We start from the raw sequence: 13,011 nt of genomic DNA on the forward strand, positions 1-13,011 counted from the left end.
TATATGTGTTTCCCATGAGAACGGGTAAGCAATCAATTTGCAGGTCCTGCATTCGGAAGACGCATATAATGCGTCTCTACATTTCCATATCAATCATTACTGAAGACTTACGAAGTTTTGAAAACTTCGTAAGTCTTCAGTATTCGGGAAACGCATGTGATGAGTCTCTACCAATTTGAACCAACTATTATTCCCTCCGCAAACTATCAACCGGATTAGCCAACGCGGCCTTAACCGATTGAAAACTGATAGTGATAAAGGCAATCAATAGGGCAATCACGGCAGCTAATACAAAGGCTGTCCAGCTTATGCCAACTCGGTAAGCAAATTCATCAAGCCAGTGGCTCATGGCCAGCCAGGCAATCGGGAAAGCCACAACGATAGCAATAAGCACCAGCTTAATAAAATCTTTTGCTAACAAGGCAACAACATTTGTTACGGTAGCACCCAAAACTTTCCGCACACCAATTTCGCGGGTACGTACCTGAGCGGTGTAAGCTGCCAAACCAAGCAGGCCAAGGCAGGAGATTAAAATAGCTATCCCCGCAAAATAGTTAAACAATGTACCTTCCCGCTGTTCGCCCTGGTAAAGTTTGTTGAATATGTCATCCAGGAAAGTGTAACCAAACGGAAATTGCCCATTGTATTGTTTAAACTCTTTTTCGGCAGCTGCTATGGCTTTTGGCGCACCATCGCCGGTTGTTTTAATATACAGTGAAGCATACGTATCCGGGGCGTAGAAAAACACCATCGGCCCAATTTTTTCACGCATACTTGCAAAATGGAAATCCTTTACCACGCCTATGATTGTCCCTTCGGTTTTACGTAACCTGAAACGTTTGCCAATCGGGTCTTTCATGCCCAACTCCTTAATTGCCGCCTCATTCAGTATATAATGAGCCGAATCACTCACCGAGCCATCAAAACCGCGACCTGCAGCCATTTTTATCTTGAAAAAAGAAATAAAATCTTTATCAATTCCTTGGGGATGTACAATAAACGTTTGACCGGTGGCTTTACCATCCCAATCGTTATCGCCGGAAATACCACCATTATTAACAATATTGCCGCTTGAACGCGTTACGGCTTCAACACCCGGTTGTTTCAAAAGTTCGGCTTTAACAGCATCATAATGATCTTTCATATCGCGCATCCAAAAAGCAAACACGTGACTTTTATCATAGCCTAAATTTTTTGACCGGATGTAATTAAGCTGGCTGGTGATCACAATGGTACTGATGATCAATACTACTGAAAAGGTAAACTGCACCACTACCAGGATCTTACGGAAAAGCACATCTCCAATACCATTGGAGATTTTACCCTTGAGTGCTTTTAACGGTTCAAAAGATGAAAGCAGTAGCGCCGGGTAAATACTGGACAATAAAAGTGTAGCAGTAATGGTACCCGCAATAACTAACCAGATATGGTAGTTGGAAAGATTAAATACCAGTTGCTTACCCGCGATTTCATTAAATACAGGAATTACGTTATAAATTACCAACACTGCTAAAACCGACGAAAGGATAAACAGCAAAGCCGTTTCTACCACAAACTGCATAAACAATTGTGTTTTTGCCGCGCCGATGATCTTTCGCATGCTTATTTCCTTGGCGCGCAGCATGGCCCGCGCGGTTGAAAGGTTAACATAGTTGATACAGGCAATCACTAATATTACTAAGGCGATAATGATAAAGATATGTACAGTGCTGATCCCCCGGTCGGTACCGTCTGCATTATAAAGATGCATTTTAGTTGCGGGCAGCAAGAGGTAATCGGCATCAGTATCTTCAGGCTTCCGTTTCAGGTGAACTTTATTCAAATCGGCCGATAGCTTTTTTAAAGAAGTGCCCGGTTTCAACAACAAATAGGTTTCATAAGCGTAATTGCTGAAATCATGGTTCAGATCAACCTTATTGTTGGTAAACATATATTTGATATGATAGCTCATGGGCATGATCATATCATAATGAATGCTTGAGTTAAGCGGGAAATCATCAATAACGCCCGATACAGTAAAATTCTCTTTGTTATCGGCCACAATAACTTTTCCTAAAGCATCTTCATTACCGAAATATTTTTTTGCCGTTCTTTTTGTGATCACTACCGAATTATCGCTGGTAAAAGGTTTTGCCTTGTTACCTTCAATCAGCGGAAAATCAAAAACAGTAAACAGGGAGGGATCAGCAAAGCCTACCGCCTGCTCGTTAAAAATTTTATCCTGGTATTTAAATAATGAGAAAAACCAGTTATTGGTTATGCGCACCTGATCTTGCACAACGGGCAGTTCCTGTTTAGCCAGAGGCCCCATCGGTGCCACTGTTGTTTGCCAGATCTGCTTGCTGGCCCCTGTACCGCCAAAAAGCTCTACCCGGTAAATATTTGATGCGTTTTTATGAAAGCTATCAAAGCTAAATTCGTCCTGCACCCAAAGCAGGATCAGAATCCCAATGGCGAGGCCTACAGTTAACCCGGCAATATTGATCACCGAATAAAACTTATTGCGGACAAGGTTCCGCCAGGCGGTTTTGATATAGTTTTTCAGCATAATAATATCGGCTTTATCAGGCAACACCTAATTAAAATGGTGCCAATATTATAAACAACTAATTATCAGAATTTTATAAAACTACCCAATATACTATCGTTCGGATACGGACAGCCGGGTGTTCATTTATGTTACGGAGATGATGCGGATTTGCTTTCACCTCTTCAGCCTTCCAAAACAGGGGTTATGATATTGTGATTAACCAGGATCCGCATCAGCATATCTACCGAAAAATCGCGGGTTATGTCAATACTGATAAAATCTGTTTCTCCATTTTTCACCTCGCAGGCATCCCGGTCAAAATACAATACCAACCCGCGCATACTGCCCGAAAGGATAACAATGCGTTCGTTGTTAATAAGCTTAAAGCTATTGCGGGTACGCTTAAAAAAGCTGCACAGGTTTTTAATATGCCGATAGGTAAGTAATGAAATGATCATGCTGTCAGCTTTTAATAATGGTGGCCAGTCGCTGCCTTATAATGATTTCTTTAACACCGGCAGGCAGCAAACTGTTTAATAAAACAAGCATCCGGTTTACCACACCCGGGATGATCTCTTTTTTCCCTTTCAGCAAACCATCCACCGCTATACGTGCTACGTGCCCGGGCTCCATAATGGTTGCCTTTGATATGCCTTTGAGTTTATTATTCATTACCAGCAACTCGGGCTTGGTATTGATCCCTCCAGGACTAAGCAAGCTGATCTTCACATTTGAGCCATGAAGTTCCAGCTGCAAACATTTGGTAAAATACCTGATAAATGATTTGGTAGCACCGTAAACCTGCTTTTTAGGCACCACAAACAAGCCGCCCAAACTCCCTACATTCAATATATAAGAGGTAGCAGAGACATCGGCCTGGGCCAGGAACAAGCGTGTAAGCAGTACAGGTGTAATCACGTTCAGTTCAATTTGCTTTTTATAAAACCCAATGTTCAAATCTTCAAACCACGACCAGTTACCTAAACCCGCATTATTGATGAGCAGGTGGGCCGTAATTTGCTCATCACTAAGGTAATTAAAAATTGCAGGGTAACTTTCGGCAAGTGTTAAATCAATTTCCAAATAATTCACTTTAACCTCAAAGTTTTTACGGATAAAGGATGCCAGCTCAGGCAATCCGGTAGCTGGCAATGATACCAGTACCAGGTTTATTTGCCGCGACGCCAGTTCAATGGCAAACGATTTACCCAACCCTTCGCTGGCTCCGGTTATAATGGCTGTCTGATCTATCATGCTTCAGGCTTGTTGAAGGTAATTAATGGTTTTATGCATCCCCTCTGTAAAAGGGGTTATCCGGTAACCAAGCTGCGTTATGGCTTTATTGCTGCTGTATTTTTGATCATACTTTAAACGTTCGGCAAACTCAGGCAAAAAGAAAGGGCGCAGCCCGGTAAGCTGTGATTTAAGCTTTTCAAAATGGCTATAAAATTCAATAGTCTTTAACGGCAGATGAATGAGACGATGTTGTTTACCTGATACCTGATGTACTGTTTTGAAAAAATCATTAAAACTAATATCCTCTCCGCCTAAAATATAGCGTTCGCCGCTGGTTCCATTATTCATAGCCGCCAAATGTCCATCAACCACATCGGTTAAAAAAGCATAATTGGCTACCTGTTCGCCATTGCCAGGAATAAAATGCCATTTGCCGCGTAAATAGGCCGAAACCATTTTACCTACTGTATTACTTTCGGTAACAGGCCCTTCGCCATATACGCGTGATGGATTTACTGTAACGATGTAAATCCCTCCCTGCTTTGCAAAATTTTGCACTTCAAGCTCGGCCAGGTATTTGGTACGCTCGTAAGCAATGGGGAAACCAGCTATTCTTGGATCATTCTCGCTCATGGGATGTTTTACTGTTGGGCCCCAAACACCGCAGGTTGAGGTGTAAACTATTTTCTGTACACCGGCACCTGCCGCAACTTCAAGCACGTTACGGGTACCAACAACATTGGTTTCATGGTAATCATCGGGGTTACGGCACCACATTTTGGCCATGGCGGCTGTATGATACACCTGCTGGCAGCCCTGCATTGCCCTGCCCAGGCTTTGCCGGTACAGGATATTGCCGGTAACCGGTTCGATATTTTTATGCTCTATTAAATAAGGGTGATCGGTATTACGGCATAAGGCTTTAACATCATAGCCCTGCATAGCCAGCGATAACGTGAGCTGCCTGCCAATAAACCCTGTTGCCCCGGTTACTAAAACTTTCATACAGGTATTACAACCTCACTATTGTTTACCCCTATGTATGGAAAAGAATTTTTAAATCATTTTTAACCTATAGTTTTAATGCGGTAAATATTTAAATTTGGCTTATTACTTTTTAATAAGCCTTACCTATATGAACATGTACCAGGACCCGCATAGTACGTTTGCCGGTTTTTCGCCGGAAGAGTTGGGATTTTTACAGCACGCCACCCCCGATCTTACAGAAAGCCAGAAAAAATATTTTTACATGGTTTACAGCAATAAGCGCAAAAACTCGCAGGATATATTGTTGTTTACCTTGCTTGGTTTTGTAGGTTTTGCCGGCATTCAGCGCTTTGTATTAGGCCAGATTGGGATGGGTATTGTTTATTTGCTAACAGTAGGCTTTTGCTGGATTGGCACTATTGTGGATTTGATCAACAATAAGTCGATAACTTTGGAGTATAATAAGAATATGGCTTATGAAAGCTACCAAATGGCTAAAATGAGCAGCTAAACAAAGCGGCTATTTATCTCTAAAAAAACTTAATGAAACTATCTGCCCTAACCGCTTACCTTGAAAGCCTCGCACCGCTCAACTATCAGGAAGATTATGACAATTCTGGCCTGATAGTTGGCAACCCGGAGCAGGAGGTAAGCCAGGCCCTGATCTCTCTTGACTGTACCGAAGCTGTGGTTGATGAGGCTATTGCTACCGGCTGCCAGGTGATCATATCGCACCACCCTATCGTTTTCAAGGGGTTAAAAAAATTCAACGGCAAAACCTATGTGGAACGGGTAGTTGAAAAAGCTATTCGTAAAGGTATTGCCATATACGCTATTCACACCAATTTGGATAGCATCATGACCGGTGTTAATGCCCGTATCTGTGAAACTTTGGGTTTAAAAAACAGCCGAATACTGCTGCCCAAACATAACCTGATCAAAAAACTGGTTACTTACGTTCCGCTAAACCATGCCGACACTGTACGCGATGCTTTGTTTAATGCAGGAGCAGGCAACATTGGCAATTACAGCGAGGTTAGTTTTAATGCACAGGGAACAGGGACATTTAAAGGCAATGATGCCGCAACCCCTTATGTGGGCGAAATTGGCAAACGCCACAAGGAAGATGAGATCCGCATTGAAACGGTGTATCCGGCCAATTTGGAGAGCAAGATCCTGATGGCTTTGATCCTGGCCCATCCGTATGAAGAAGTTGCCTATGATCTTTACAATTTAACCAACCAGCACCAGCAGGTAGGCTCGGGTATGATAGGCGAGTTGGAAATGCCGCTTAATGAAGAAAGTTTCCTGCTTCATGTAAAGGATAAGATGCGCACGCATGTGATACGGCATACTAAATTATTGGGCAAACACGTTAAAAAAGTAGCTGTGTGCGGCGGTTCGGGGGGCTTTTTGCTAAAGCATGCCATAGCCGCAGGAGCCGACGTTTTTATCACGGCCGATTACAAGTATCATGAGTTTTTTGATGCCGAAGGAAAGATAGTTATTGCAGATATCGGACACTTTGAGAGTGAACAATTTACGCAGCAATTATTGTATGAAATAATTAGAAAAAAATTCCCTATCTTTGCCGTCCGTTTAACAGAAGTAAATACAAACCCCGTCAAATATTTTATTTAATGGAACAAACCGTAGAACAAAAGCTTAAAGCTTTATACGAACTACAAACTATCCACACCAAGATTGACAGGATCCGCCAGGTAAGGGGCGAATTGCCAATGGAAGTTGCCGACCTTGAGGACGACGTTGCAGGCCTTGAAACCCGCATCCAAAAGATCAAAGGTGAACTTGACGATGTGGAAGATGACATAGTTACCCGTAAAAACCTGATCAAAGAAGCTCAGGCAAACATCAAAAAATACGAAGGCCAGCTTAACGAGGTTAAAAACAACCGCGAATATGATGCAATCTCAAAAGAAATTGAGATCCAGGGCTTAGATATACAGGTAAGTGAAAAGAAGATTCGCGAATACGGCTTCGAAATCACCAACAAAACCCAGGTTTACGAAAAAGCATTGGCCGATCTGGAAGCCCGCCAGGCCGACCTTGACGCCAAGAAAGAAGAATTAGGCACCATTACTGCCGAAACTGAAAAAGAAGAAACCGAGTTGAATGCCCAGGCTGCAAAAGCTATGGATAACATCGAAGAGCGTTTATTAACTGCTTACACCCGTTTACGTCAAAACGCAAAAAACGGTCTTGCGGTTGTAACTATCCAACGTGATTCATGCTCTGGTTGCTTTAACCAAATCCCGCCTCAGCGCCAGTCAGACATCCGTCAGCGTAAAAAGATCATCGTTTGCGAGCATTGCGGACGTATCCTTGTTGACGAGCAAATGGCTTTAGAAGCTGAAGAAGCATAAGCAACCATTTATAAAGTTAAATATATCAAAGGCGCCCAATGGGTGCCTTTTTTGTTGCATTTATTTAGCCGATATTTATTTTATGCCTAAAACCAGGATAACCTACTTTATATTAACAATAGCAACCATTATCTTCGGCTTGCTATCCCGTCACTTTAAATTTATCCCTTTATTTATTGGCGATATTTTATGGGCTGCCATGGTTTACTTTATTATGCGGTTCCTGTTTATTAGCAAGCCCCGTATGTTTACTGTTGTAGCTGCGTTGGCGTTTTGCTTCGTGATAGAGTTTAGCCAGCTTTATAAAGCGCCCTGGATAAATGACCTGAGGCATACCCTGTTTGGCAGGCTCGTTTTAGGCGAGGGCTTTTTATGGAGCGATTTGTTGTGTTATGTTATTGGGGTGGGGATAGGGGTTGGAATTGACAGCTTAGGGTTAAAAAATTTCAAATCTCATAAGAAATAAGTTTTAGCTTATTTATAGTTCTGAATTGTTTGTCAGATGTTATAAACGGGAGATTGAATGTAATGGCTGTTACTGCTATGATAGCATCTGGTAGTTTTAAACTATATTTTTTTCTTATTGTTACGTATTGTTCTTTCAATTTGTTATTCATCTGAATAATTGAACAATCACTTAATAAGCTGTGTATTTGTTTTTCATCGCGATCTGAAAGGTTTTTAAATCCTATTAATTCCAGCTCGGTTATAAATGAAATATAGATCTGCTTACCCTGCAATAACTTTTCCCATCCAGCAAGTACAATATAATGTTCATATCAACTAATATTTCTTTCCCACTCATCTCTTAATTTAGTTTGAATGGTCAATGGATCTTCTTTTAATGGTACTTTTCCATTGTATTTTTTTGCGTCGAAACCCATAGATGGGGCTTCCTTATAAAGCGCCTTTTCAATAGCCTCTATATCCTTTTTGGATGCTCCCTTTTTTAATACCAATACCATATCAATCCTTTCATAACAAATTTAATGTTTTTTACATAAATATCCTCTTCAAAACATACTCGTCTGTTTCCCTTTCCTTGGTACAAATAAACTATAATCATATTCTGGCATCTGCCTATCGCTCATAAAGCGTTTGCAAGCCATTTTAAACATCTGGTGAATGGATTCGGCTATTTTGCCCTCACCACTCATCCGGCGACCGTAGTCGCTGTCATTAAGCTTGCCGTCATGAGTTGAACGGATCATGTTCAGCACCTTTTCGGCGCGATCTGGAAAAGCTTTGTAGATCCAATCGCTGAAAATTTCGGCAATACTACCGTTCAGGCGTACCATGGTAAAACCAGCGGCCAAAGCGCCCCTATCGGCAGCGGCTTTGATGATGTTGGGGACTTCATTACTATTCAATCCGGGAATAATAGGAGCGGCCATTACACGCACCGGGATGCCTCTTTCTGATAGCTTCTGCACCACCGCCAGCCTGCCTGTTGCAGTTACTGTACGCGGTTCCAGTTTTTGGCGCAACTGCTCGTTAAGCGAGGTAATAGATACGTTTACGTGCACCAGGTTTAACTTAGCCATATCAGCAAGCAGGTCGATATCGCGCAGTATCACATTATTTTTAGTGATAATGCTTACCGGATTTTTATACTTCCAGAAAACTTCCAGCAGGGCCTGAGTTATTTTAAGCTTGCGTTCCACAGGCTGATAGCAATCGGTATTGCCTGAGAGCATAATGCAAACCGGTCTGTAATTTTTTTTGTTGAAATATTGTTCAAGCAGCTCGGGCGCATTGGGTTTAATGATGATCTTCCGTTCAAAATCGAGCCCGGCGCTAAAACCGTAATATTCATGGCTATTGCGGGCATAACAGTAAATACAACCATGCTCGCAACCCTGGTAGGGGTTTATGGAGTACATATGGCTCAGATCGGGACTGTTGGATTCGCTTACTATTTTTTTGGGCGTTTCTTCAAAAAGCTGCGTGTTTGAATTTTCAAGCAAAGGCTCGTCAATGCCTTCGATATGATCAAGTACATACTTGTTTTTCAGAAACTTATTGTGCGTATTTACCTGTGCGCCGCGTCCCTTAAAAAAATCCGGATTTTCCTCATGTGACATTGAACAAATTTGCTAAATTTATTAGCAAATCACAATTCAATCAGTTTATTTTTTATGCTGTATAAAACCAGCCCCACGCGGCTTTTGATCTGGAGCTTTTCAAAAAGCTGGTCGCGGTAACTATCAACCGTACGTACACTGATATTCATAGCTTCAGCAATTTCCTTATAAGTAAGCTCGGTACCGGTAAGGCGCAGAAACTCTATCTCGCGCGGGTTAAGTTTGATATTCTCTAATTTGCTGTTAAAATTGGTGATCAGGTGGCGGGTTACAAATTCAGGATAATAAAGTTCGCCTTGCGAAACTTTCAAAAGTGCATCTTCAACTTCATAAGGCTCCGAATCTTTGAGCAGATAGCCTTTAACACCCATTTTTACCATGAGCAGCACCTTTTCGGCGTCTTCAAACATAGATAATATGATGACCCTGACAGCGGGATATTTAGTCCTGAGCACTTGTGCGGCTTCAACGCCGTCCATAACCGGCATGCTGATATCCAGCAGTATTATATCAGGGACTATGCCTTTGCTTATGGTATCAATTAGTTCCTGCCCGTTTGCGGCTTCAAATAGTATATTGTATCTTTTAAAGTTGGTGACGAGAGCAGCCATACCGCTCCTGAAGAGTTTATGATCATCAACTAAGGCTATTTGAATGGGTTCCTTTAGCATAAATTTGTTGTACCAGGGGATTGAACGACAATTTTATCTGGCAACCCTTACCAGGCGAGCTGGCAATAATTACGTCCGCGCCTACTAAAGCTGCCCTGTTTTCAATGTTCCGCAATCCCGAACCGCCCTTATTATCAACCTTTTCGGTATTGAAACCAGCACCATCATCTTCGATGAGCAAATTAAACATTTGTGCAGTATAATACAAACCGATTTTAAGGTTAGCTGCCTTAGCGTATTTCAAAGTATTATTTACCGCTTCCTGGAAGATCCGGAATATCACCAGTTCGCGCTGCTCGCCTAAACTATATACATCACCGTCAACATCAAAAATAACATTGATGATACCGCTGCGGGTTAAACGTTCGGTTTCGGTTTCGAGGGTTTTTATAAGCCCCTGTGAGCTGATATGCTCAAAGCTCATGCTTTTTGAAAGGTGCCTCAAATCATTAATGGTTTGCGAAACCAGTTCGCGGTTCTCATTTACACGGGCTTTTTTTTCTTCATCAAGGCTATTGTTAAGCAGGCCCAGGTTCAATTTTACAAATGATAAAACCTGTGTAATGTTATCATGGATCTCACGGCTTATATCGTTAAGCGTTTGCTCCTGGATCTCTATCTGCGTTTTAAGCATCTCCTGCTTAAATGAGGCTTTAAGATGTTCTTTTTCAAGCTGGTTCTTATTTTGCTTTTTTTGATACATCAGCATAAAGCCAATGATAAATACGCCAAGCAACAGCATTAGCGCAGAACCCGCTATTATAACGAGGATAACCTGTTCTTCCTGAAAGAGCATATAAAGGCTATTGAAAATAAAAAATTCAATGCAAAAGTTGTTAGGTTAAGCAGCGTTGCCGCTATCAGATAAAAATGATAATTATTTCGATAAACCATATAACTGAAACATGAATAAAAAAACGTTGTAGATAAGTAATAAAAAAAAATGCCTGTTAATGCCAGAAACGGGGGATGAGTTATCAGCTCAATATATTCGTCAGTATCATTGTTCAGAAGGCGGTAATAATAATTACAGATCATCCATATCAAAAACAAATCTTGAATAACTGTGGCTGCGGTTGCTCTTTTAAATACCCCCTGTATAAACAAAATATCAGCAATTGAGAGTAATATAACAATACCGGCAGCAATAAAAACCTTTTTACGCCTTTTGGACCGTTCATCAAATGCCTGTATAAACCTTGTAAAAAAAGCAAACAACAGGATATCTTCAATATTATTACACCATGCGTTTGAATGATGAAGATTTAGCCAGTTAAAAAGGTTTACAAAATCGTAAACAAGGATAAAACTTAACAGCGGCAACAAGGTTCTAAAATTCTTGTCGAGCAACCGGTATGTAAAAAGGCAGCAAAAAAAAGCCACCACATCCGTTACAAAATAAAAACTCTCTAACATGAATGCTAAAATAACGCATCTATTTCAGCATTCATGCAAATGGTTAATTTATTCTATGCCTTGCACATTGGCGGACATTCTTTTCCTGAACTCAAAGCCTGAAGCCCACTGCCTGCCAATGCCTCAACAGCATCCGATTGTATAGCATCAATATGTTCATCCTCCCCTGTTCCGGCCACTGTACCAACAATAGCAACTGATGTTTGGTGCGGCGCATAGCCATGGTCGGCGGCGTGAACACCAAAGTGTAACCTTACCCCGGTAGCATGCGCCGGTAAATTGTCAATAAACGCTTTTAATTTATCAATCGGGATCCATGTAGACTCCGTGTCACGAACGCTATGTTCCTTATCAATAAGGGTTTTACGGGTATTTTTATACCTTTCCACCATTTCGCGGGCTGCTTTTAAGTCAATAATTTCCATATAATTGGGGGATTAAATTTAGCCTCCAATCTATATAATTATTGCTAAATATCACATCCGTCATTTCACCGTTTTTTATCCCGTTTAAACACGGTAAAAGTAACTGTCAACTTACAACACAATACACTATATCATACGTTAAAAAGTCATGCGCAAGTTTTTACAAAAACTGTTAACTAAGCCGGTTGCCCGGTTGGCCGACAGGCTCTCATCACGACCGGATAAGAAGCGGGTTAACAGATCATTGAACCGGTTATACAAAAGCCTGCTAACCGGGTCGGGTAAAAAAGGCCTTTTAATACCCTTTGATGCAGAAAAAGGTAGATTCATTATCTTTTCTGATCAACACAAGGGAGCTCGGGACGATATGGATATCTTCGCCCTTGCCGAGAAGAACTACCTTACAGCACTTGATTATTACTACAGCCAACAATTTTTCTACATCAATCTTGGCGACAGCGAGGAGCTTTGGGAAAACTTATTCATCACCATAAAAAAGCACAACAAAGCCACATTTGAAAGCGAAAAACGGTTCATACAACGTAAAGAATTCATGAAAATATTTGGCAATCATGATCTGTTTTGGGACAATGACCCTTTAGCGGCAGTTGGATTAAAGCAAATTTATGATGAAGTAATTAAGATCTATGAAGGAGCTGTACTACAAACAACAGTTAATGGTAAACCACTAAATATATTCATGACGCATGGCCACCAGGGCGATTTGCAAAGCGATGGCAACTGGTTCAGTAAATGGTTTGTATCCAATGTTTGGGCACCTTTCCAGGCATATCTTAAGGTTAATATTAATACCCCGGCAAATAATGACCTGCTCAAAACAGATCATAACCGCATTATGTATGAATGGAGCCAGAGGCAAAAAAACACGCTGCTTATAACCGGGCACACGCATCAGCCGGTATTCAGGTCATTAACCCACCTCGAAAAACTGTATAACGATATCGCGAAAGCAAGGAAAGCGGGAAACGATAAACTGGCCGATGAACTAAATAAACAGATCGTTAACCGGCAAGTTAAAGGTGACGTGGCCCCCGATTTTAGCGCATGCGACCCAAGCTATTTCAATAGCGGCTGCTGTTGTTACGATGATGGCGATATAACAGGCATTGAAATTGCCGATGGCCAAATCCGCCTCGTAAAATGGGAATATAACGCACAAAACCAAAGTGAAAGAATAATACTGGAGGAGTGCAGGCTGGAAGAGCTATTTTAAGACCGAGGTAAGGCGAAAGACAACAGGCTAACCTCAATCGGAGA

General features: G+C 41.4%; 15 protein-coding genes. 5 read left to right on the forward strand and 10 right to left on the reverse strand.

From position 1 onward, the window contains the following. Nucleotides 1-187 precede the first annotated feature (187 nt). From BLP33_RS19360 to BLP33_RS19375, 4 genes are all read right to left on the reverse strand, one after another. Nucleotides 188-2,548, reverse strand: coding sequence for an ABC transporter permease (locus BLP33_RS19360; RefSeq protein WP_090532835.1), 2,361 nt, complete (start codon nt 2,546-2,548; stop codon nt 188-190). 164 nt (nt 2,549-2,712) lie between these two features. Further along, nucleotides 2,713-2,988 carry a hypothetical protein gene (locus tag BLP33_RS19365; protein WP_090532201.1) on the reverse strand — a complete coding sequence of 92 codons (276 nt, stop codon included), beginning with the start codon at nt 2,986-2,988 and terminating at the stop codon, nt 2,713-2,715. Nucleotides 2,989-2,992: 4 nt separating this feature from the next. Then, entirely contained in the window at nt 2,993-3,784 is a 792-nt protein-coding gene (locus BLP33_RS19370; protein WP_090532203.1) for an SDR family NAD(P)-dependent oxidoreductase, read from the reverse strand. Between the two features lie 3 nt (nt 3,785-3,787). Further along, nucleotides 3,788-4,771 (reverse strand): NAD-dependent epimerase/dehydratase family protein, encoded by a 984-nt coding sequence (locus BLP33_RS19375; protein WP_090532204.1) that lies wholly within the window; start codon nt 4,769-4,771, stop codon nt 3,788-3,790. A 130-nt stretch (nt 4,772-4,901) separates the two neighbouring features. Here BLP33_RS19375 and BLP33_RS19380 point away from each other — a divergent pair, with 130 nt between their 5' ends. The 4 genes from BLP33_RS19380 to BLP33_RS19395 all read left to right on the forward strand — a co-directional run bounded on the left by BLP33_RS19380 (nt 4,902) and on the right by BLP33_RS19395 (nt 7,603). Beyond that, complete coding sequence (locus BLP33_RS19380) at nt 4,902-5,264, forward strand: TM2 domain-containing protein (protein WP_090532206.1); 363 nt, start codon at nt 4,902-4,904, stop codon at nt 5,262-5,264. Nucleotides 5,265-5,296: 32 nt separating this feature from the next. Further along, nucleotides 5,297-6,394 carry a Nif3-like dinuclear metal center hexameric protein gene (locus BLP33_RS19385; RefSeq protein WP_090532208.1) on the forward strand — a complete coding sequence of 366 codons (1,098 nt, stop codon included), beginning with the start codon at nt 5,297-5,299 and terminating at the stop codon, nt 6,392-6,394. Next, entirely contained in the window at nt 6,394-7,137 is a 744-nt protein-coding gene (locus BLP33_RS19390; RefSeq protein ID WP_090532210.1) for a zinc ribbon domain-containing protein, read from the forward strand. Before BLP33_RS19385 ends, BLP33_RS19390 begins: the two co-directional genes overlap by 1 nt. A gap of 82 nt (nt 7,138-7,219) precedes the next feature. After that, complete coding sequence (locus BLP33_RS19395; protein ID WP_090532212.1) at nt 7,220-7,603, forward strand: ribosomal maturation YjgA family protein; 384 nt, start codon at nt 7,220-7,222, stop codon at nt 7,601-7,603. Here BLP33_RS19395 and BLP33_RS27890 read toward each other — a convergent pair. From BLP33_RS27890 to BLP33_RS19430, 6 genes are all read right to left on the reverse strand, one after another. After that, a complete protein-coding gene (locus tag BLP33_RS27890) occupies nt 7,584-7,877 on the reverse strand; it encodes a PIN domain-containing protein (RefSeq protein WP_175490067.1) in 294 nt (97 codons plus the stop codon). The genes BLP33_RS19395 and BLP33_RS27890 overlap by 20 nt on opposite strands. A gap of 39 nt (nt 7,878-7,916) precedes the next feature. Beyond that, the gene (locus tag BLP33_RS19405; protein ID WP_090532215.1) at nt 7,917-8,102 is read right to left on the reverse strand and encodes a hypothetical protein; all 186 of its coding nucleotides are present in this window, start codon (nt 8,100-8,102) and stop codon (nt 7,917-7,919) included. A gap of 48 nt (nt 8,103-8,150) precedes the next feature. After that, a complete protein-coding gene (locus BLP33_RS19410; protein ID WP_090532217.1) occupies nt 8,151-9,221 on the reverse strand; it encodes a PA0069 family radical SAM protein in 1,071 nt (356 codons plus the stop codon). Between the two features lie 29 nt (nt 9,222-9,250). Continuing rightward, nucleotides 9,251-9,892 (reverse strand): response regulator transcription factor, encoded by a 642-nt coding sequence (locus BLP33_RS19415; protein WP_090532219.1) that lies wholly within the window; start codon nt 9,890-9,892, stop codon nt 9,251-9,253. Then, a complete protein-coding gene (locus BLP33_RS19420) occupies nt 9,858-10,688 on the reverse strand; it encodes a sensor histidine kinase (RefSeq protein ID WP_090532220.1) in 831 nt (276 codons plus the stop codon). The genes BLP33_RS19415 and BLP33_RS19420 overlap by 35 nt, the downstream gene beginning before the upstream one ends. A 673-nt stretch (nt 10,689-11,361) precedes the next feature. Next, entirely contained in the window at nt 11,362-11,733 is a 372-nt protein-coding gene (locus BLP33_RS19430) for a hypothetical protein (RefSeq protein WP_090532224.1), read from the reverse strand. Between the two features lie 148 nt (nt 11,734-11,881). Here BLP33_RS19430 and BLP33_RS19435 point away from each other — a divergent pair, with 148 nt between their 5' ends. Further along, nucleotides 11,882-12,967, forward strand: coding sequence for a metallophosphoesterase (locus tag BLP33_RS19435; protein ID WP_090532226.1), 1,086 nt, complete (start codon nt 11,882-11,884; stop codon nt 12,965-12,967). The last annotated feature ends 44 nt before the right edge of the window (nt 12,968-13,011 follow it).

The sequence above is a fragment of the Mucilaginibacter sp. NFR10 genome, assembly GCF_900100445.1.
Taxonomy (GTDB): domain Bacteria; phylum Bacteroidota; class Bacteroidia; order Sphingobacteriales; family Sphingobacteriaceae; genus Mucilaginibacter; species Mucilaginibacter rubeus.

What these genes read in the sequence shown, in the direction of transcription:
- BLP33_RS19360 (WP_090532835.1), bottom strand. Translation starts at nt 2,548, where the DNA reads ATGCTGAAAAACTATATCAAAACCGCCTGGCGGAACCTTGTCCGCAAT.
- BLP33_RS19365 (WP_090532201.1), bottom strand. Translation starts at nt 2,988, where the DNA reads ATGATCATTTCATTACTTACCTATCGGCATATTAAAAACCTGTGCAGC.
- BLP33_RS19370 (WP_090532203.1), bottom strand. Translation starts at nt 3,784, where the DNA reads ATGATAGATCAGACAGCCATTATAACCGGAGCCAGCGAAGGGTTGGGT.
- BLP33_RS19375 (WP_090532204.1), bottom strand. Translation starts at nt 4,771, where the DNA reads ATGAAAGTTTTAGTAACCGGGGCAACAGGGTTTATTGGCAGGCAGCTC.
- BLP33_RS19380 (WP_090532206.1), top strand. Translation starts at nt 4,902, where the DNA reads ATGAACATGTACCAGGACCCGCATAGTACGTTTGCCGGTTTTTCGCCG.
- BLP33_RS19385 (WP_090532208.1), top strand. Translation starts at nt 5,297, where the DNA reads ATGAAACTATCTGCCCTAACCGCTTACCTTGAAAGCCTCGCACCGCTC.
- BLP33_RS19390 (WP_090532210.1), top strand. Translation starts at nt 6,394, where the DNA reads ATGGAACAAACCGTAGAACAAAAGCTTAAAGCTTTATACGAACTACAA.
- BLP33_RS19395 (WP_090532212.1), top strand. Translation starts at nt 7,220, where the DNA reads ATGCCTAAAACCAGGATAACCTACTTTATATTAACAATAGCAACCATT.
- BLP33_RS19405 (WP_090532215.1), bottom strand. Translation starts at nt 8,102, where the DNA reads ATGGTATTGGTATTAAAAAAGGGAGCATCCAAAAAGGATATAGAGGCT.
- BLP33_RS19410 (WP_090532217.1), bottom strand. Translation starts at nt 9,221, where the DNA reads ATGTCACATGAGGAAAATCCGGATTTTTTTAAGGGACGCGGCGCACAG.
- BLP33_RS19415 (WP_090532219.1), bottom strand. Translation starts at nt 9,892, where the DNA reads ATGCTAAAGGAACCCATTCAAATAGCCTTAGTTGATGATCATAAACTC.
- BLP33_RS19420 (WP_090532220.1), bottom strand. Translation starts at nt 10,688, where the DNA reads ATGCTCTTTCAGGAAGAACAGGTTATCCTCGTTATAATAGCGGGTTCT.
- BLP33_RS19430 (WP_090532224.1), bottom strand. Translation starts at nt 11,733, where the DNA reads ATGGAAATTATTGACTTAAAAGCAGCCCGCGAAATGGTGGAAAGGTAT.
- BLP33_RS19435 (WP_090532226.1), top strand. Translation starts at nt 11,882, where the DNA reads ATGCGCAAGTTTTTACAAAAACTGTTAACTAAGCCGGTTGCCCGGTTG.